This window comes from Limisphaerales bacterium (assembly GCA_014382585.1).
In the GTDB taxonomy this organism is placed as follows: Bacteria; Verrucomicrobiota; Verrucomicrobiia; order Limisphaerales; family UBA1100; genus JACNJL01.
On sequence record JACNJL010000070.1, the window covers coordinates 1 to 18589 of the forward strand.

The 18589-nt window shown below is 57.5% G+C and carries 13 protein-coding genes; 5 read left to right on the forward strand and 8 right to left on the reverse strand.

Going from position 1 to position 18589, the window contains the following annotated elements:
* The first annotated feature begins 375 nt into the window (after positions 1 to 375).
* Positions 376 to 1707: a hypothetical protein gene (locus H8E27_15885; GenBank protein ID MBC8327098.1), complete on the forward strand. Its 1332-nt coding sequence runs from the start codon at positions 376 to 378 to the stop codon at positions 1705 to 1707.
* A gap of 116 nt (positions 1708 to 1823) precedes the next feature.
* Here H8E27_15885 and acnA read toward each other — a convergent pair whose 3' ends face one another.
* The 3 genes from acnA to H8E27_15900 form a co-directional block, all read right to left on the reverse strand.
* Complete coding sequence (gene acnA / locus H8E27_15890; protein ID MBC8327099.1) at positions 1824 to 4517, reverse strand: aconitate hydratase AcnA; 2694 nt, start codon at positions 4515 to 4517, stop codon at positions 1824 to 1826.
* Between the two features lie 51 nt (positions 4518 to 4568).
* A complete protein-coding gene (locus H8E27_15895; GenBank protein MBC8327100.1) occupies positions 4569 to 5393 on the reverse strand; it encodes a toxin-antitoxin system YwqK family antitoxin in 825 nt (274 codons plus the stop codon).
* Between the two features lie 109 nt (positions 5394 to 5502).
* Entirely contained in the window at positions 5503 to 6000 is a 498-nt protein-coding gene (locus H8E27_15900; GenBank protein ID MBC8327101.1) for a redoxin domain-containing protein, read from the reverse strand.
* Positions 6001 to 6177: 177 nt separating this feature from the next.
* On the opposite strand from H8E27_15900, the gene H8E27_15905 reads away from it, so the two are divergent.
* Together H8E27_15905 and H8E27_15910 are read left to right on the forward strand one after the other, a co-directional pair.
* Positions 6178 to 6924: a type II secretion system protein gene (locus H8E27_15905; GenBank protein MBC8327102.1), complete on the forward strand. Its 747-nt coding sequence runs from the start codon at positions 6178 to 6180 to the stop codon at positions 6922 to 6924.
* 75 nt (positions 6925 to 6999) lie between these two features.
* Positions 7000 to 7743, forward strand: coding sequence for a type II secretion system protein (locus H8E27_15910; GenBank protein ID MBC8327103.1), 744 nt, complete (start codon positions 7000 to 7002; stop codon positions 7741 to 7743).
* A 34-nt stretch (positions 7744 to 7777) separates the two neighbouring features.
* Here H8E27_15910 and H8E27_15915 read toward each other — a convergent pair whose 3' ends face one another.
* The 5 genes from H8E27_15915 to H8E27_15935 all read right to left on the reverse strand — a co-directional run bounded on the left by H8E27_15915 (position 7778) and on the right by H8E27_15935 (position 15155).
* Positions 7778 to 9250 carry an NADH:flavin oxidoreductase gene (locus H8E27_15915; GenBank protein MBC8327104.1) on the reverse strand — a complete coding sequence of 491 codons (1473 nt, stop codon included), beginning with the start codon at positions 9248 to 9250 and terminating at the stop codon, positions 7778 to 7780.
* The gene (locus tag H8E27_15920) at positions 9247 to 10188 is read right to left on the reverse strand and encodes a dihydrodipicolinate synthase family protein (GenBank protein MBC8327105.1); all 942 of its coding nucleotides are present in this window, start codon (positions 10186 to 10188) and stop codon (positions 9247 to 9249) included. Before H8E27_15920 ends, H8E27_15915 begins: the two co-directional genes overlap by 4 nt.
* Positions 10181 to 13243: a preprotein translocase subunit SecA gene (secA, locus tag H8E27_15925; GenBank protein ID MBC8327106.1), complete on the reverse strand. Its 3063-nt coding sequence runs from the start codon at positions 13241 to 13243 to the stop codon at positions 10181 to 10183. Before secA ends, H8E27_15920 begins: the two co-directional genes overlap by 8 nt.
* Before the next feature lie 77 nt (positions 13244 to 13320).
* Positions 13321 to 14151 (reverse strand): aldolase, encoded by an 831-nt coding sequence (locus tag H8E27_15930; GenBank protein MBC8327107.1) that lies wholly within the window; start codon positions 14149 to 14151, stop codon positions 13321 to 13323.
* Positions 14152 to 14201: 50 nt separating this feature from the next.
* On the reverse strand, positions 14202 to 15155 hold the full coding sequence (locus H8E27_15935) for a LysR family transcriptional regulator (protein ID MBC8327108.1): 954 nt from the start codon (positions 15153 to 15155) through the stop codon (positions 14202 to 14204).
* A gap of 109 nt (positions 15156 to 15264) precedes the next feature.
* Here H8E27_15935 and H8E27_15940 point away from each other — a divergent pair, with 109 nt between their 5' ends.
* On the forward strand, positions 15265 to 16740 hold the full coding sequence (locus H8E27_15940; protein MBC8327109.1) for a NarK family nitrate/nitrite MFS transporter: 1476 nt from the start codon (positions 15265 to 15267) through the stop codon (positions 16738 to 16740).
* Between the two features lie 71 nt (positions 16741 to 16811).
* On the forward strand, positions 16812 to 18545 hold the full coding sequence (locus H8E27_15945; GenBank protein ID MBC8327110.1) for a bifunctional protein-serine/threonine kinase/phosphatase: 1734 nt from the start codon (positions 16812 to 16814) through the stop codon (positions 18543 to 18545).
* Positions 18546 to 18589: the final 44 nt, after the last annotated feature.

Genomic DNA, 18589 nt, shown 5'->3' on the forward strand with positions numbered 1-18589 from the left:
GGGTGTGTCGCCCCAAAAAGGGACCTAAATTGGGCTGCCCAACCCGGCCGGGCGGAGTGGCCCGGGGCCCACCCGGCGGCGGGCCACCCTTTTGCGGCCCCCTCGGGCGCCGCGAGGGCCCCCGTCCCCCCCACCAACCCACCGAAACCACCCGCCACCCCGCCGCCCCCGAGCAACCCCGCCGGCGCAGCCAGCCCACCACCGCCCAGCTCCACCCGCGGCACTGCCGCACCGCCCCCCCCCTCCACAGGCACTCCGCCGCCACCATCCACTCCGAGTGCTGCACCGCAGAAAGATTTTGATGACGTTCAGGACGAAGGCCCCCAACACGGCAGTTATTCTTCCGGATTTCTGGCCACGGTGATTGATTCCAAAATGGCGGCGCTCCGTGGCACGACGAACAGTTTTATTCTCGGAATTAGTTCTCAAGTTTTCAAACTGGCCGGTGACATTGCGCTGCTCATCGTCGCCGTCGCTTGGCTGGGGATGGGATTGCACACGGAATTCAAGACCGACGACGCCGATGCCGATGAAGGCGATGCCGTCGAAAATATGGAAAAGGCCAAGGAGGATGAAGAAGAGCAAAAGAAGAACGATGAAAACGCTGCCATTTTCACCAAGACCATTCAACCGCTGCTCAAGGAACGTTGCTACGATTGCCATAAAGGCAAGGAGGCCAAAGCCAAGCTCGACCTCAGCACGTTTGAGGACAATGACGAAACGGGCGTTATGGGCCTAATGAGCGTGATCGGTGCCAACGCCGGTGCCAGTCAAATCATCACACGCATCAAGAGCACCGACGACCCGATGCCACCCGAAGGCAAAGGTGAAAAGTTCAGCACCGAACAGGCCGATGCGCTGGCCAAATGGATCGACGCCGGTGCGCCGCAGCCCGAACCGGGCGTGGACGCCAAAGCGCTCATCCGCATTACGGGGCTGATTTTCATGGGCGTGCTACCAATTGCGTTTGTGCTGATCCTGCATTACCTCACCGGCGTGCTGTTCAACGCCGGCGATTCACTCATCAAATCCACCCCCAGCCGCCTCTCCAGCAGCGGCTTGATGAAGGCGATGGCGCTGGTGGTTCTGCTTGCGGGCTTTGCTGCGGGCGCGGCGGGGATCATCTACGGCATCATCGACGCCACACAGGGCTTCAGCGATAACTGGCTGAAAGTACTCGCCAAAATTGGCGGCGGCATCGTGCTGTATCTCTTCGGCGCATCGCTCGCGCGCCTCTGGCTGAAGCCCGCGCAGTTGAACATCAAAGTCGGCCCCGGCAATTCCGCCGGCGACGAGGCGCTGGGCATCATGGCGATGTTCTCCAAAACCATGCTCAAGACCGCCCCGATTATTTACGGCCTCGCGCTGATCTTTTGTTTGATGTTCACCGGCATGCAAATCCTGTCCGACGAAGGCGAAGTCGCTCCCCCCCCCGCTGATGCCAATGCAGCAGCCCTGCCCACCGCCGCTGAACCCGATGAAGGTGTAGTGGCCGGACTGCTCAATAAATCCAAAGAAACCCTTGGCGACGCAGTCACCTACTTCAAAGACTCCCCCTTCACCGTAGCCAGCAAATACGTGGACAAAGCATCCGTCCTGACAATGGCCATCAAAATCCCCGTGTATTTGTTTTTCTACTTTCTGTTTTCCTACGTAATGGTGGAAGCATTGCGGGCGCTCTTCTCCCTGCCGGGACGACGGAGTTAATTGTAGCCCGGCCCGCTGGGCCGGGCCCCGGGCCACCGGCCCGGGCTACATAAACCCAAAGGTAGGGCGTGCTCTCCGAGCGCGCCTTGGTGGTTTCGGGTTTCGGGGAAACCACCCTACCCTGCGAGTTGCCTTAACACATACGGCAAAATTCCGCCGTGGCGGTAATAATCCACTTCGATGGGGGTATCGATGCGGCAGGCGACGGGGATGTCTTGGGTCGCGCCGTTTTTGGTGACTCGCAGGATGAGTTCACTTTGGGGTTGGAGGGTGTCGTTGAGGCCGATCACATCGAACGTTTCGCTGCCGTCAAAGCCGAGGCTTTGCGGGCTGGCGCCGTCTTTGAATTGCAGCGGGAGCACGCCCATGCCGACGAGGTTGCTGCGGTGGATGCGCTCGAAGCTGGCGGCGACGACGGCGCGGACGCCGAGCAGGCGCGTGCCTTTGGCGGCCCAGTCGCGGCTGGAGCCGGTGCCGTATTCGGTACCGGCCAGCACGATGAGCGGGGTGCCGTTTTCGCGATGGCGTTGGGCGGCTTCGTGGATGCTGACGGTGTCGCCTTCGAAGGTGGTGATGCCGCCTTCGGTGCCGGGGACCATTTGGTTTTTGATGCGGACATTGCCGAAGGTGCCGCGGGTCATGATGCGGTCATTGCCTCGGCGGCTGCCGAAGCTGTTGAAATCCTTTTGATCAACTTCGTTGTCTTGCAAAAATTTTCCGGCGGGGGAATCGGCTTTGATGGCACCGGCGGGTGAGATGTGGTCGGTGGTGACACTGTCGCCAAAGAGGCCGAGCACGCGCGCGCCTTCGATGGGCGTGATGTTGCCGGGCTCGAGGCTGAAGTTTTCAAAGAAGGGCGGCTCTTGGATGTACGTGCTTTGCGCGTCCCATTCGTAAAGGTCGCCGGTGTTGGCGGGGATTTCGTTCCACTTGGGATTTTGATTGGCGAAGTCGCTGTAGAGTTTGCGGAAAATTTCCGGCTTCAGAGCGGCTTGCATCACGGAGTTCACTTCCTCGAGCGATGGCCAAAGATCGCACAGGAAAACCTCGTTGCCGTCGGTGTCCGTGCCGAGGGCGTCGGTGGAGAGATCGATGTCCACGCGGCCGGCCAGCGCGAAGGCGACGACCAGCGGCGGGCTCATCAAAAAGTTGGCCTTGATGTTCTGGTGAATGCGCGCCTCGAAGTTGCGGTTGCCGCTGAGCACGCTGGCGGTGACAAGGTCGTTCTCGACGATGGCCGCCTCGATGGGCGCGGCGAGCGGGCCACTGTTGCCGATGCACGTGGTGCAACCGTAGCCGACGAGATGGAAGCCGAGCGTGTCAAAATACTGCTGCAGATCGGTGGCCTCAAGATAATCGCTGACCACCCGCGAGCCGGGGCCGAGGGAGGTTTTGACGGCGGGATTGATGGTGAGGCCGCGCGCGACGGCTTTCTTGGCGAGCAAACCAGCGGCAAGCATCACACCGGGATTGGAGGTGTTGGTGCAGCTGGTGATGGCGGCGATGACGATGCTGCCGTGGCCGAGTTCTGTTTCGCCATTGCCGTTGAGCGACACGGTGGTGTCGGCCGCCTCAAGCGTGTTGGCTTCGCGACCGAAACCGCCGTCGGCCACGGGGCGCGTGAAGGTTTCGTGGAACGCCTCTTTCATCTGAGGCAGCTCGATGCGGTCTTGCGGGCGTTTGGGACCGGCGACGCTGGAGGTCACCGTGCCGAGGTCGAGCGAGAGGTCCACCGAGTAGTCCACCTCGCCGGCCTTCGGCAAACCGAAGAGGCCCTGCGCGCGGTAATAATTTTCAAACGCGGCGCAGTGTTCGTCGGTGCGGCCGGTGGCGCGGAGGTAGTTGACCGTCTCGGCATCGATGGGAAAGTAGCCCATCGTCGCGCCGTACTCGGGCGCCATGTTCGCGATGGTGGCGCGGTCGGTGAGCGGCAGTTTCTCCGCGCCCGCGCCGTAAAATTCCACAAACTTGCCGACCACCTTCGCCGCGCGCAGCATCTCCGTAACGGTAAGCGCAAGGTCGGTGGCGGTGACGCCTTCGGCCAATTCGCCCGTGAGTTGCACGCCGACAACATCCGGCGTGAGAAAGTAAACCGGTTGCCCGAGCATCCCCGCTTCCGCCTCGATGCCGCCCACGCCCCAGCCGACCACGCCGAGGCCGTTGATCATCGTAGTGTGGGAATCGGTGCCGACTAGCGTGTCTGGATAATGCACGCCGCCCTTTTCGAGGATGCCTTGGGCGAGGTATTCCAGGTTCACTTGATGCACGATGCCGATACCGGGAGGGACGACCTTGAACGTATCGAAGGCTTGCATGCCCCATTTCAGGAATTGGTAGCGCTCGCGGTTGCGGGTGAATTCGAGGTCGAGGTTCTTGTCCATCGCGTCGTCGCTGCCGGAGAAATCGACTTGCACGGAGTGGTCCACAACGAGATCCACCGGCACGAGTGGCTCAATGAGCTTAGGCTCCTTGCCGAGGCGCGCGACGGCGCTGCGCATGGCGGCGAGGTCCACAAGCAACGGCACGCCGGTGAAATCCTGCAACACAATCCGCGAAACGAGAAAAGGCACCTCCGCGGTGCGGTCGGCCTTGGGCTGCCACGCAGCGAGTTCGCGCACGTTTTCCTCGGTGACTTTTTTGCCATCGACGTTCCGCAGCACGGCCTCAAGCACGATGCGCAGGCAGGCGGGCAGTCGCGAGATGCTGCCCAGTCCGGCTTCCTCCAGCGCGGGCAGTGAATAGAATTGGCCTTCGTTGCCGTTGCCGAGGTCGAATGTTTTTAATGAATCGAAAGAATTGTGGGTGCTCATCCGGTAAGCACAGTTTGCGGGAGGGGGTGGATGGTGTCAAGACGGCGGCGGCTACTGGATGTAGATCTCGGCGACCTTGCCTTTTTTGAAACTGAAAACGACCGTGTCGTACATTCGATTGTCCGTTGGGTCTTGAATGCGGAGGCCTGTATACGTCCAGCGTTGATCGTTGGTGGCATCGGGATCGCCGAACACTTTGCGAATGGTGCTCAAGGGTTTGTCGCGGTAAATCAAATCAATGCGATTGGGGCCGCTCACGCGATTCCACGCGATGCGGCGACCGACGGTTTGTTGGCGAGCGCGTTGGGTGGCGGCGTTGATGGGCGTGCCGTTGAGATTCCATCCGACCAATTGCTTGGGCATACCGTCGCGCGCCCATTCGCGCCGGGCGACGAGGCTGCGATTGCGATAGGTTTTTTCACTGGCCAATTTCCCGTCCGGCCACCAGCCGCGCCAGATGCCACTCGGAATGCCGTTGGCGTAATTTTCCTCAAAACTTTTTTTGCCGTTGGGCCACCAGTCAACCGTTGGTCCGTGCAGGACGCCCACGCGATAGGTGGTGAGGTTTTGGATTCCGCCGTCCTTATAATAATACGTTGAGTTCCCATCCAATTTGCCATCGGCGTAATTGAACACCGAGCGAGGCTTGCCGTTGTTGTACCAGAATTTGGAGGGACCGTGCTGTTTGCCAGCGCGATAATGGATTTCTGAAATGCGCGTGCCATCGAAATGTTTGCGCTCGGCTTGGCCGGTGTAGGGCGCGGTGGCCTTGGGCAAATACCACAAACCATCGGCACGTCGTTGCAGCGCCTCCTGCGCGGTGGCCATGCCGAGGCACACCCACGCGATGGCCAAAATTGGTGTAATGCGTTTCACCGTCCTCACTGGTCAACCTACTGCAAAACCGTTTCCATTTCAAGTTGACAAAAAAACGGGAGGCCCGAAAGCCTCCCGCGCAAGTGTTATTTCTTTGCCCTAGTAAAGTTTAGTTGAGCTTGGCCAAGGTTTCCTTGATGGCTTCGAAGTTTGGCAAGTCGCCGGGCGACGCGGTTTGCTCGGCGTATTGCACGGTGCCTTCTTTGTCGATGACGAAGGCCGCGCGCGCGCTGGTGGCGCCCACGCCGATGAGATCATCAAGCAGCACGCCGTAATCTTTGGCGGTTTGCTTGTTCAAATCGCTCGCGAGCGTGATTTCGATGCCGTCCTTTTCGGCCCATTGTTTTTGGGCGAACGGGCTATCGACACTCACGGCGATCACGGTGGCATTGAGATCGTGATACGCGCCAATCCCGGCGGTGAGATCACACAGCTCGGCGGTGCACACGCCGGTGAACGCGAGCGGCACAAAGAGAAGCACCGTGTTTTTTTCGCCGTAATTAGCGCTGAGCGTCACGTCGGTAAGACCGAAATCGTTTTTTTCGCCGTCGGCGTTGCTGGATTTGAGGGTGAAATCAGGAGCTTTGGAGCTTACTTCAATGGGCATAATATTGTGTGGTTTTGTGAATTGAGGTTAAGGGTGTGGCGCGTTATAAGCTTGCAGCGAAGGGGTGTCAAACCCGTAGGGTAACAATAAATCGTAACAACCAACCAAGTTTTACCGTCTGACTTTACGAAGGTGGGGGGCGTGCTGTATCTTTCCCCAAGAAATTGAGTTCGGCTCATGAAGAAACCCCAACACGTAAACGCTTTTACTCTGATTGAGTTGCTGGTCGTCATTGCCATTATCGGCATCCTTGCTTCGCTCCTGTTGCCGGTATTGGCCGGGGCCAAGAAAAAGGCACGCACAATCAAAAGTGTCAGTAACCAAAAACAAATCGGAGCAGGCTACACCGGCTATCTCGGCGACCACGATGGATGGTTTCCCAGAGTAGCAGGCCCGGCCAGTGTGGGAGGAAAACAAGGCGACGGCATGGGCCAAAAAGGCAAACTCCCTAAACTCGTGGCTCGGCTTTACGGGGCATTGGTGCCCGAAAACGAACGGCCGCTCAACGAGTATGTGGGGGATCCGAAAATTTTCCATGACCCGGCGGACATCGGCGGCGGCGTGTATGTCCTCCCCAGTTGTTGGGAATCGCTTGGCAACAGCTATCAACCCCAGTCTGCCGATGACATGTTTCGCGTGAAGCGCGTGCTCGGCGAAAAAAGCGAACCGGCTGACTCATACGAGGGCATTTCCATGCACGAATCCGAACTCACCACGCATAATGCCGTTGATAAAAAAATAATCCAAGGCGACTGGAATTGGCCTTACGACCGCGAAGATGCGTGGCATGGCGTAGAAGACTATGGTCGACACGTGATGCTTTATGGCGATATGCACGTGGAACAATTTGTGTTCCCCCCCACCTCCACACTCCTCAAATGGCAGCTCCAACCTCCGCCCGATCCCGCCTTTACCTGGTGGTGAACCCCCGCCCGATTAACTTGAAACTTTACGAACCATAAAAAATTGCCTACCTTGATCAAAGCGGAGCAGACGTTTATGAAACACAAAAAAACCACCTCAGGATTTACGTTAATTGAAATACTCGTGGTGATTGCCATCATTGGCGTTTTGGCAGCGATGCTGATGCCCGTGCTTGCGGGAGCGAAGAAAAAAGCACGCACAATCAAGAGCGTCAGCAACCAAAAACAAATCGGGGCCGGCTACACAGGCTATCTCGGCGACCATGATGGATGGTTCCCGACCGTATACGGCCCCGCTGGGCTGGGCGGACAAACCGGCACCGGTATGGGTGGCAGCGGCCCACTCCCCCCCGTTGTGGTCAGTTTATTTGGAGCCAAAGTACCCGAAGCCGAGCGGCCGCTTAACGAATATGTCGGAAGCGCGGACGTGTTTCATGACCCCGCCGACAACGGCAGCACCCTCTACAAAATGAGAAGCTGCTGGAAAACACTCGGCACCAGCTATCAACCCCAAGTCGCCGATGATCTCTTTCGCGTGAAACGTGTACTGGGCGAACGCAATGAAAAGCCCGGCAGTTATGAAGCCACTTCCATGCACGAATCCGAGCTCACCCAGTTTGCCGCGGTAGACAAAAAAATAATCCAGGGCGATTGGAACTGGCCCTACGACCGCGAAGACGCGTGGCACTCCACCAAAGGACTCGCCAAGCACATCATGCTTTATGGCGACATGCACGTGGAGGAATACATTTTTCCCTCCACCCAAGAAATGGTCGACATGTTCACCCAAACACCAGACCCAGCATTCAAGTGGTGGTAAACGAGCCGTCAACTTAAGACAAAAACCGGCGGGTTCAGCCCGCCTTTTTTTGGGCCTTCAACTCAGCCGCTTCCGGGCTCTTCGAGTAAAAATTATCCAGCGGAAAACAACCACTCGGCAGACCCTTCCGCGGTGCGGTGGTGCAATCGCTGAACGTCCGGCAAATTAATTTCTTTTCCAATGCGCCCTGCCCCGTTGCCGCCGCGAGGATATTTGGATAGCTCAGCACCACCCGCCCCAGTCCCGCGAAATCTGTCCAGCCTTTGCGCAGCAACGCCTGACTCACGTGCGGCAGAAACTCTTGCAAGTAACTCAGCGCCGAAGACACCACCGCCATCCCCGCCGGCAATTGCGCTTTCACTTGCCTCACCGCATCGATTTGACGCGCCACATCCACCAGCGGATCGTACGCCGGTTGATAGCCATCGCTGGGCGGATACGCCGCCGGCCGCTGAATGTGCGGATTGTAATAAGGCGAACCGGCGGAAGTGTTCAGCAATTTAATGCCCAACTCGCTGCAAAGTTTCACAAAGGCAAACGTCTCAGTGAGATCCGGTTGCGTGGGATCATTTGGATTCACACCAAATTGGAATGGATATGGCGTTTCAAAATCCTCTGGAATGCCCGGACCCAACTTGCCCGGTTGTGCGCGTACCGGATCAGGCCGGTGTGGCACGATGTCAAACAAACTCAACCGCACTGCAAGATCGAGATCGTTTCCGTCCGCGCGAATGCCCGCAATGATCTCACGCAACACCCGCGTGCGGTTTCCAAAACTGCCGCCATAACGCCCCGCCCGCGTGAACGCACCGAGCAATTCGTGAAGCAAATAGCCGTGGCAACATTTGAGGTCCACGAAATCCGCACCCACTTCGCGCGCCAATCGCGCCGCCTTCACGTAATCGCCGATCAATCCGGCCAGCTCATCATCCGTCCACATCTGCGCGTTGCTCGTCACTTTGAATTTTGCATCCAATATCGGATGCCGATAAGCGACCCGCGGCTCGTAAGTAAACTTTTCATTTGGCCGACAAAACCGTCCCGAATGCGTCAACTGAAACCCAATCACCAAATCATCCGTTGTGTCGAAATGCTCACGATGCGCCGCCAGCAAAATTCCCCGTAACGCCGCGAGGTCGCCTTGCGTTTCGCTATTGATCAGTAATTGATTTGGATTCGCTCGTCCATCCCGTCGCACGGCCATCGCCTCCGCGCCGCAAATCAACTTTGCCCCACTCTCGCCAAATCGCCGCCACCGCCGCCGCACCGCATCCGTCGCGCGACCATCAACCGTGCCATCCCACCCCTCCATCGGCTGCAACGCAATCCGGTTGCCGATGATTTTGCCATTGATTTTCAGATCACTCAATGCCTCCCCAATCGGCGAGCCTTCGGTGATGATTGCGTTGTCACACGGAATCTCCACCCCCAACGAATCCACATGAGCCCGAAAAGCCTCCGGCGTTTTCAACGTAGGAATGCGCGTGAGTTTGAACGGCGAGGTCATGCAATCTGCTCCACAATTTTGTGCAGAATTTCACGATCGCTTTCGGGGCGTGTTGGCGAATTGGGATGCGTAGCATCGCAATCGAGCCATCCGCGTAGTTTGAGGAACATCGCGGCCGAATGTTTGTAGGCAGGCACCGGCGGGCGGAAGGTGAGAAAGCCAAGGTACTGCAGCCAGTCGTTCAATTCATAAAATGCCGGATCGCCCGCCGCCCACACCGCGTCGCGTTGGGCAAACACATCCGGCGCAAAGGTGCTGAGGCCGAGCAGATAATCGCTGCCGTACATCACCATATCAATGGCGAGATCGTTCCCGGTAAACACGCGGAATTCAGGCCGCAGTTCATCGCGCAACATCAGCCTCCGCCATTCCGGTTCGCGTTCGAACGAGGAATGCTTCGAGCCAATCAACCGCTTGATGCCCAGTAAACCGCGAAACACTTCGAGTGAATAAATTTTCCCGAACGGTGCGATCATATCGTTCAACTCAAAGCCAATGATTGCATCAGCGCCTTCAGCCAGTTTTGTGTAATTGGCCACAATCGCATCGTCGCCACCGCTGGTGAGGCCGAAAGATTGGAAAACGACCGGCACGCCGCCGTGGGTTTGGATCATTTCCATTTGGCGAAAATATTCATCGGCCTTGAATGCCGCGCCGGGTGCATCACCCACGAAGGCGCCCGCCACAAAATCATCGGTCTCCGCCCGCGTGAGTTCCAGCGCGCGGGTGCGGGTGGCGTCGTCGATGAGGTGGGCGTAGCCGGTGTCCATATTCACCGCGGGCGCGAGGCCGGCGGCCACGGTGCGTTGGATGTGGGCGGTGAAGCCGGGCCAATCCACTTCGCCAGTGGATTGAAATGGAAGCAAAATGGCGGAGATGCCGCGAATAGCACGGCGAGGGCGGATCAATGAAACCGGATCGAATGAGAGATCATCCACAGCATTTTTTATATTTTTTACCGCTTCCGCACGGACACGGATCGTTGCGCCCAACGCGCGGTCCGGTGCGAACGGGGCGTGCTTTTTGTTCCGCGCTGACTTCATTGTTTACTTCACTGACCATATCGCTGCTGGCGTTGACCATCGAGGCATCCAAACCGAAGGCGCTGGCCATTTGATGGCTCGCCTGCGTGGGCAAACTGCGTAGAAAATGCTGAACGCTTTCCAAACTTGAGGCGGTGAGGAACACGTTTTTGCAAACTTCCTCTTTGATGTGAACCATCAATTCCTCAAACATATCGCGCGCCTCGGTTTTGTATTCCACCAATGGATCTTTCTGACCGTAAGCGCGTAGGTGCACGGACTGCCGCAGACCGTCCATCGCGTACAAATGATCGCGCCACAGGCGATCCACGGCGGTGAGCACGGTGTAGCGTTCGCCCTGCGCAAGCGTATCCGCTTCTTCAGCGGCGATTTTTATTTCATACACCGAATGCACCGCGTCGATGATGCGACGGCACACGGCGAATTGCCCCGCGGTGAGGCCATCGTAAATTGAGCCGGTCGAAGGCTCCTCGGTGCCTTCGGCGTACGCCTTCTCCAGTTCCGCTTGATCGAGGCCCACGGGGTAGGTCATGTTGACCCATTCATCCAACTGCCGGAAGCCTCCATCCGATTCCTCTGAGTCATCGAGCATTGCGAGATGGCCGCCCACGCGATCGATGGTGACCTCTTCGATGATGTCAAAAATAATGTCGCGCGTGTCGTCGCCGTGCAGCACGCGATTGCGAAAGCCGTACAGCTCTTCACGCTGCTTGTTCATCACATCATCATACTCAAGCGTGCGGCGGCGGGTTTGGTAGTGATGTTGCTCCACGCGTTTTTGGGCGGTCTCGATGGAGCGGTTGAGCATCGGATGCGAAATTTCCTCGCCCTCTTCCATGCCGAGTTTCTCGAGCCAACCGCCCATCTTATCACTGGCGCCGTACAACCGCATGAGATCATCCTCGAGGCTGAGGAAAAAGTGGGAGCTGCCGGGATCGCCTTGGCGCGCGCAACGACCGCGGAGCTGGCGATCGATCCGGCGCGATTCGTGCCGCTCGGTGCCCAGCACATGCAAGCCGCCAATATCGGGGACGCCTTCGGCAAGTTTAATGTCCGTGCCACGCCCGGCCATATTGGTGGCGATGGTGACGGTGCCGCGCTGTCCGGCGCGCGCTACAATTTCTGCTTCTTGTTCGTGATATTTAGCGTTGAGCACGTTGTGCGGGATACGCTCTTTCTTTAACAAACTCGCCATATGCTCGCTGGTTTCCACCGCCACGGTGCCTACAAGAATGGGCCGGCCTTCACCATGAACTTGTTTCACCTCATCAATCACCGCCTGATATTTTTCTTTGGTGCTGAGGTAAATGGAATCGTTTCGATCTTCGCGCACGCAAACCTGATTGGTGGGGATGACGAGCACGCCCATGTTGTAAATATCAAGAAACTCGTTGGCCTCGGTTTCGGCGGTGCCGGTCATGCCGGCGAGTTTCAGATAAAGGCGGAAATAATTCTGAATCGTAATGGTGGCGTACGTTTGTGTCTCGGCCTCGATACGAACGCCTTCTTTGGCTTCCACAGCTTGGTGCAGCCCGTCGCTCCAGCGGCGGCCTTCCATGGCTCGGCCGGTGTGTTCGTCCACGATCACCACTTTGTTTTCCTGCACGATGTATTGCGTGTCGCGCTCGTAAAGGCAATAGGCCTTGAGCAGCTGCGAAGTGACGTGGATGCGTTCGCCGCGCTCTTCGCTCTCGGCCTGCACACGCTGTTTTTGGGCAAGGCGTTGTTGCGGTGTGAGGTCATTGTTGACGTCAATTTCGTGATGCGCCGTGATGACGTCGGGCATCATAAACGCTTCAGCATCCTGTGGGTTGAGAAATTCTCGGCCCTTTTCAGAAAGATCGGCATCGTGGCTTTTCTCGTCCATGGCAAAATAGAGATGCTCCTTTTGCGCGTATAATTCTTTCTTGGTTTGATCTTTGTGCAACTCCATTTCGGCGTCGGTGAGGCGCCGCAAGTTGTCAGGGTTGGTTTTCAGCTTCAATAAACCCGGATGCTTGGGGTGCCCGAGTTGGGCGCGATACATTAAGATTCCGATTTCATAATCATGATCAGAAGCGGAGCCCCCAAGGCTACCCGCCAAGCCACACAGCTTTTCGGCGTCGCGCAAATAGCCATCGCACAGCTCACGTTGTTTGCGCACGATGGCTTGTATCTTGGGCTTCAGCTCGCTGTACAAGCGCTGATCCTGTTTCTGCATTGTGGGGCCGCTGATGATGAGCGGCGTGCGGGCTTCGTCGATGAGGATGGAGTCCACCTCATCCACGATGGCAAAGTAATGGCCGCGCTGAACCTGCTCCTCGGCGGTTTGCGCCATGCCGTTGTCGCGCAGATAATCAAACCCAAATTCGGAGTTGGTGCCGTAGGTGACATCGCACGCGTACATTTCGCGGCGCACGGGCGGCGATTGATCGTGTTGAATGACGCCCACGGTGAGCCCGAGAAATTTGTACACTGCGCCCATCCATTCCGAGTCGCGTGCGGCAAGGTAGTCATTCACCGTGACCACGTGCACGCCGCGCCCGGTGAGCGCGTTTAGATAAACCGGCAGCGTGGCCACCAGCGTTTTGCCTTCGCCTGTGGCCATTTCCGCTATGTGGCGAGTGTGCAACGCGTGACCGCCGATGAGCTGTACATTGAAGGGAACCATTTCCCACAACAGATCGTGCCCGCGCACTTGGACGTTGCTCCCGCACAGCCGGCGGCAGGCATCCTTGACCACCGCGAACGCCTCGGGCATCAGTTCCTCCAGCCGCGCCGCCAACTCTTTGTCGTCATCGATGGCGCTCAGTTGTTCTTTCCACTCTTGCGTTTTTCGGCGCAGTGAATCATCGCTCAAGCCCCTCAGCTCTTGTTCAAATGAATTAACCGCCGGAACCAGCGTCTCCTCGGTACGGCGTATTGCACGCTCGTTTTTCGTGCCAAAAATTCTCTTTATTAGTCCAATCATACCCTTGAAATCATTGCGAAACAGGGAAGCTAGAGGAATTGCGGGACGAGGTCAAAGTAATCCGAACCCGACAAAAGTTATGACAGGAACTGAGCCGCTGTTTCCGGCGTGGCCCCGTCGTGCACCAGTGCCATCAACGCGCGCGTCATCCCCGCCGGATTGGGGTGCTGAATGATATTGCGCCCGTAAACAATGCCCGCCGCGCCTTGCGCCAAAATCGCGTGCGTACGCTGGAGAATTTCCTCGTCACTCACCCGACCGCCGCCGCGCACAAGCACCGGAATGCGCCCGGCGATTTGGATGACTTGATGGTAATCCGCCGGGTTATCCGTGGGATCCGCCTTGATGACATCCGCGCCCAACTCCACCGCTTGGCGCACCAGCGGCAAAATTTTATTGAGATCCCCATCCACTTGATACCCACCCGCCTCGGCGTTCGGTTTAAAAACCAACGGCTCGATCATCAACGGCATCGCCAACGCATCGCACTGCGGCTTGAGGTCGAGAATGTTTTGGATGCAATCATCCGTCACCTCCGGCTCGCCGGGGATGTTAAATAAATTCACCACCAAACACGCCGCGTCCAACCGCACCGCCTGCTCCGCGGCATCCTCAATGACGCGGCTGAAAAGATGCTCGGGCAAATCCGTCCCATAAACATTCGCCACATCCGAGCGCAGCACCAACGCCGGTTTCCCTTTGCCGGGCAAACTTTGCAAAATCGGCGCTTGTCCAATCGTCAACTGAATCGCATCCGGATCAGCCTCCACTAACGTGGCCACCGCCGCCTCAATATCCTCAATGCCCTTGAGAAAACCACCTTCATTAAAAAACCCGTGATCCACCGCCACATCAAAACAGCGCTTGGACTTCGCGTTAAACAGCCGATTCAGTCGATAAGATTTCATAGAAGGCGCTGGTTATAGGCCCCAAAGGAAAAATTTCCAATGATCAATTCTCACACATGCGAGCGCAGCCCATTGCCAGCGGCAAACTGCGCCGCGCCTGAACGGCACAGTTTCACAAACGTCTCCTCCGCCCAACCCATCGGACGGCCTTTCCAATACAGCAATCCCCATTGGCGCTTGAGCTTGCGGCGGCCGAGCGGCAGCGCGATCAGTTGTTTCTTGGCCAGCTCCTCGCGTGCAATCCACGGCGCAAGAATGGTGATTCCAAGGCCGAGCTTCACCAATTCTTTAATGGCCGACATGCTGCCCGTTTCGATCACCGACTTGATGCTGATACCCTCCGCTCGCAAATAATCCTCAATGAATTCAAACGTGCGGCTGTTGCGGAAATAAAGAATGTACTGTTGCCGCGCGATATCCTTCCGCAGCGCACGCCCGGCCTCGGCCCACGGATGTTTGGGGTTCACAAGAAAAACCAGTTCGTCAGTGAAGAGCGGTTTGAATTCAAAATCAGGATCGTGGCGCGGTTCGAGCGTCACGGCAATATCGATTAAATTTTCCCGCAGTGCCTCCACGATCTCCGCCGTGTCGCCCGGCTCAATGCTGAGACGGCACTTGGGAAATTGTTTTTGAAACTCCCGCAACACCGGTGGCAAAATGTATTGGCACGCCGCCGCGCTGGCACCAATCCGCAGCCGTCCCCGTCCCCACTCGCTGAGTTCATCCATCTCCGCGCGCGCATCGGCCATCTCGGAAAATATTTTTTTCGCGCGGCCCACAAACTGCTCACCCGCTTGAGTCAACAGCACCTTTTTCCCCACCCTGTCTAAAAGGCGACAGCCCACCTCCGCTTCCAGCAACTTCACCGCTTGACTCACCGCTGGTTGACTTTGATGCATCTCCCTTGCCGCAAGTGTGAAACTACCATGCTCCGCCAACATCAAAAACGCCCTCAACTGCCGTGCGTCGAGCGGATTGTTCATGTATAAAAAATTTTTATGCATCTCCAAAAAATAATTGATAGCATTTATCGCGCCAAAACCGCCGGTTGGCACGCAAATCGCTTGGGGCACTCGGAGGCGACTTGGTTTACGCAGGTTCCCCGTTTGAGTCATGGCCGATACTGGTTTTAATTTACTGAACATTCGAAGCTCGAAGATCCGCACGCTGCACTTCACATGGTTCGCCTTCTTTCTGACCTTTGTCGTGTGGTTCAACCACGCCCCGCTTTCGGCGGCCATTATAGAAACCTTCGATCTCTCCGCCGATCAATGGAAAGCGCTGCTGGTGCTGAACGTAGCCCTCACCATTCCCTCCCGGGTGATCATTGGCATGTTGGTGGATAAATTCGGGCCCCGCACGGTGTTCAGCATCCTGTTAATGGTGGCCGGAGTGCTCTGCTCGTTCTTTGCCTTGGCGCAAACCTACGAACAACTGGCTTTGGCGCGATTCATGATGGGCTTTGTGGGCGCCGGTTTTGTGATTGGCATCCGGCTGGTGGGCGAATGGTTTCCCGCCAAGGAAGTCGGCTTGGCCGAGGGCATCTACGGAGGATGGGGCAACTTCGGTTCAGCGGCCGCTGCACTGACATTGCCGACGATTGTGAGTTCCTTTTACAGCGGCGCTGATGCCTGGCGCTATGGGGTATTGACCACCGGCGCGGTGGCATTTGTTTACGGGATCATTTTTTATATCGCCGTCCGCAATACGCCCAAGGGGTCGACCTATTTCAAGCCCAAGAAAGCTGGCGGTCTGGAGGTGACCAGTCGCAAGGATTTCTATTTCCTGTTGGCAATGAATCTGCCGATGGTGCTGGCGCTCGGCGTGTTGGCGTGGCGGTTGACGCCTGAATTTGGGGTCGGCCTGATTTCCCGCAGCACGATGTATATCATCTGGGCTACCTTGGCCGCGTTGTACGCTTGGCAGGCCTATAAGATTTATGACGTCAACAAGGAGATGCTCGAGACCGGCGTGGAAGAAGCGCAGCAATACGAGTTCAAGCAGGTGGCCATTTTGAACCTCAACTACGCGGTGACCTTCGGCTCGGAGCTGGCGGTGGTGTCGATGTTGCCTGCGTTTTTTGCCTTCACATTTGATCTCGATCCGGTCAAAGCCGGCATGTTTGGCGCCTGTTTTGCGGTGATGTGTCTGGTGGCCCGGCCGTTGGGCGGTTGGTTGAGCGATAAAATTGGCCGGCGCAAAACCATGATGGTGGCGTTGGGCGGCCAAGTGTTCGGTTATTTTGCCATGAGCCAAATCAATGACGGCTGGCCGGTGATCGCCGCGGTGGTGGTGACCAGCACCTGCGCGTTCTTCGCCTTGGCGGGCACGGGCGCGGTCTTTGCCATGGTGCCACTGATTAAGCGCCGGCTCACCGGTCAAATCGCCGGGATGACCGGCGCGTACGGAAATGTTGGCGGGGCCTGTTTTCTCACGGCGCTTCTGCTGGTATCGCCCTCCACGTTCTTTATCATCATCGCCATCTGCTCCATCTTCGCGCTGGGAGCCTCCTGGTTCCTCAGTGAACCGGCAGGCCACACGGTGGAGGTGATGGAAGACGGCACCGTCCAGTTGATTGAGGTCGGATGATGTTGACCGGGAATAAAGGGCCAGCGATAGAAAGGATCCATCCTTTCGCTCAGTGCCTTTGCCCCTGAAAAATGCACCTAAAGAGCCACATTCAAGTGACCTACGGCCAGGCCTCGGAGGCCGGTCGTAAGGAAGTGAATGACGATTGCCTCGGCAGTCGGCTGCCGGAAGAGCCGTTGCTCACCACCAAAGGCGTGGCGGTCGTCATTGCCGATGGCGTCAGCGCCGCCGAAGCGGGCAAGGAGGCAAGCGAGATTGCGGTGCAGAATTTTTTGACCGATTATTACGACACGCCGGATGAGTGGACGGTAAAAACGGCCGGGCACCGGGTGATTACCGCGGTCAACCGCTGGCTCTTCAGCTTGGGCCGCGGCTTCACGCACGCGCAACGCGGCTATGTGACGACGCTCTCCACGCTGATCATTAAATCGCACACGGCGCACATTTTCCACATCGGCGATACCCGCATCTGGCGCTGGCGCGAAGGCAAGCTTCAGCAGCTTACCCACGACCACGCCCTGCGCCTGAATGATACGGACACTCAATTGACGCGCGCCGCGGGGCTCGATCCAAAACTGGATGTGGATTACCACGCCGTGGATGTCCGGCAGGGCGATGCGTTTCTCCTCACCACCGACGGCGTGCACGAGTATCAGGCGCCCGAAGAACTTTCCGACACTCTCCGTTCCCAAAACGGCAACTTGGACCGGGTCTGTGAACACATGGTCTCCCGTTCACTGGCCAACGCCAGCCCGGATAACCTGAGCTGCCAACTGCTTCGCATCGATCATCTTCCCGATGAGGAGGACGCTGCCGAACTCAGTCGCGAGCTTCGGCAGCGTCCCTTCCCGCCCGATCTGGCCCCGGGCATGCGCATGGATGGCTTTGAGATTGAAGCGGAAATTGACGCCAGCAAGCGGAGCCAAATCTACCGAGCACACAACCGCGACACCGGCCACCGGATCATTCTGAAAACGCCCTCGGTGAATTACGAGGACGATGATGCCTATCTCGAACGCTTCATTATGGAGCAATGGATCGCGCGCCGGATCGACAACCCACACGTCGTCAAGGCCACCCGGCTGGAGCATGAGCCGACCTTTCTCTACAACGCCTTCGAGCACGTCAACGGCCCCACGCTCAGCCAGTGGATGGCGGCCAATCCGCAGCCGGAAATCCGCGAGGTCCAATTCATTCTGCGCGGCCTGATCCGTGGCCTAAACGCCCTGCACCGGCGCGAGGTGATCCATCGCGATCTCAAGCCCGGCAACGTGGTTCTCAATGAGAAAGGCGAAGCGGTGATCATCGATTTCGGCGCCTGTTATGTGGCGGGTATTGATGAGATCACCGCGCCCATTGAACGGGATCATGTGTTGGGCACGGTCGATTTTACTGCACCGGAAATCCGCCTGGGCCGCCGGCCGGATGCGCGGAGCGACCAGTTTTCCCTCGGCATCCTCGCCTACCAAATGCTCACCGGCCATCACCCGTACGGGGCGGCCCTTGAGAAAGCCCAAAGTCTCCGGGATTTTTCCCTGCTCGAATACCGGCCTAGCTACGAGCATAACCCGCTTATCCCGCCCTGGGTCGATGGCGCCCTACGCAAGGCCTGTGCGATTGATCCGAAAAACCGCTACGAAGCCTTGAGCGAATTCGAGTACGATCTGACGCATCCCAACGACAAATATCTCCTCACCCAACCGCTGGCCAAAGTCGCCAATCGCTCACTCACCGCGTGGAAAATTTTAGCCGGGGTGTTGCTCGCATTGGTGGTGGCGTTATTGATTTTGTTGATGAACCGATGAACTCGAATTTTCCCAACCTTTCGCCCACGGACTCGCAGGCTCGT

Excerpts from the sequence above, each read along its gene's own strand:
- H8E27_15885 (MBC8327098.1), top strand. The coding sequence starts at position 376 with ATGGCGGCGCTCCGTGGCACGACGAACAGTTTTATTCTCGGAATTAGT.
- acnA (MBC8327099.1), bottom strand. The coding sequence starts at position 4,517 with ATGAGCACCCACAATTCTTTCGATTCATTAAAAACATTCGACCTCGGC.
- H8E27_15900 (MBC8327101.1), bottom strand. The coding sequence starts at position 6,000 with ATGCCCATTGAAGTAAGCTCCAAAGCTCCTGATTTCACCCTCAAATCC.
- H8E27_15905 (MBC8327102.1), top strand. The coding sequence starts at position 6,178 with ATGAAGAAACCCCAACACGTAAACGCTTTTACTCTGATTGAGTTGCTG.
- H8E27_15910 (MBC8327103.1), top strand. The coding sequence starts at position 7,000 with ATGAAACACAAAAAAACCACCTCAGGATTTACGTTAATTGAAATACTC.
- H8E27_15915 (MBC8327104.1), bottom strand. The coding sequence starts at position 9,250 with ATGACCTCGCCGTTCAAACTCACGCGCATTCCTACGTTGAAAACGCCG.
- secA (MBC8327106.1), bottom strand. The coding sequence starts at position 13,243 with ATGATTGGACTAATAAAGAGAATTTTTGGCACGAAAAACGAGCGTGCA.
- H8E27_15930 (MBC8327107.1), bottom strand. The coding sequence starts at position 14,151 with ATGAAATCTTATCGACTGAATCGGCTGTTTAACGCGAAGTCCAAGCGC.
- H8E27_15935 (MBC8327108.1), bottom strand. The coding sequence starts at position 15,155 with ATGCATAAAAATTTTTTATACATGAACAATCCGCTCGACGCACGGCAG.
- H8E27_15940 (MBC8327109.1), top strand. The coding sequence starts at position 15,265 with ATGGCCGATACTGGTTTTAATTTACTGAACATTCGAAGCTCGAAGATC.
- H8E27_15945 (MBC8327110.1), top strand. The coding sequence starts at position 16,812 with ATGCACCTAAAGAGCCACATTCAAGTGACCTACGGCCAGGCCTCGGAG.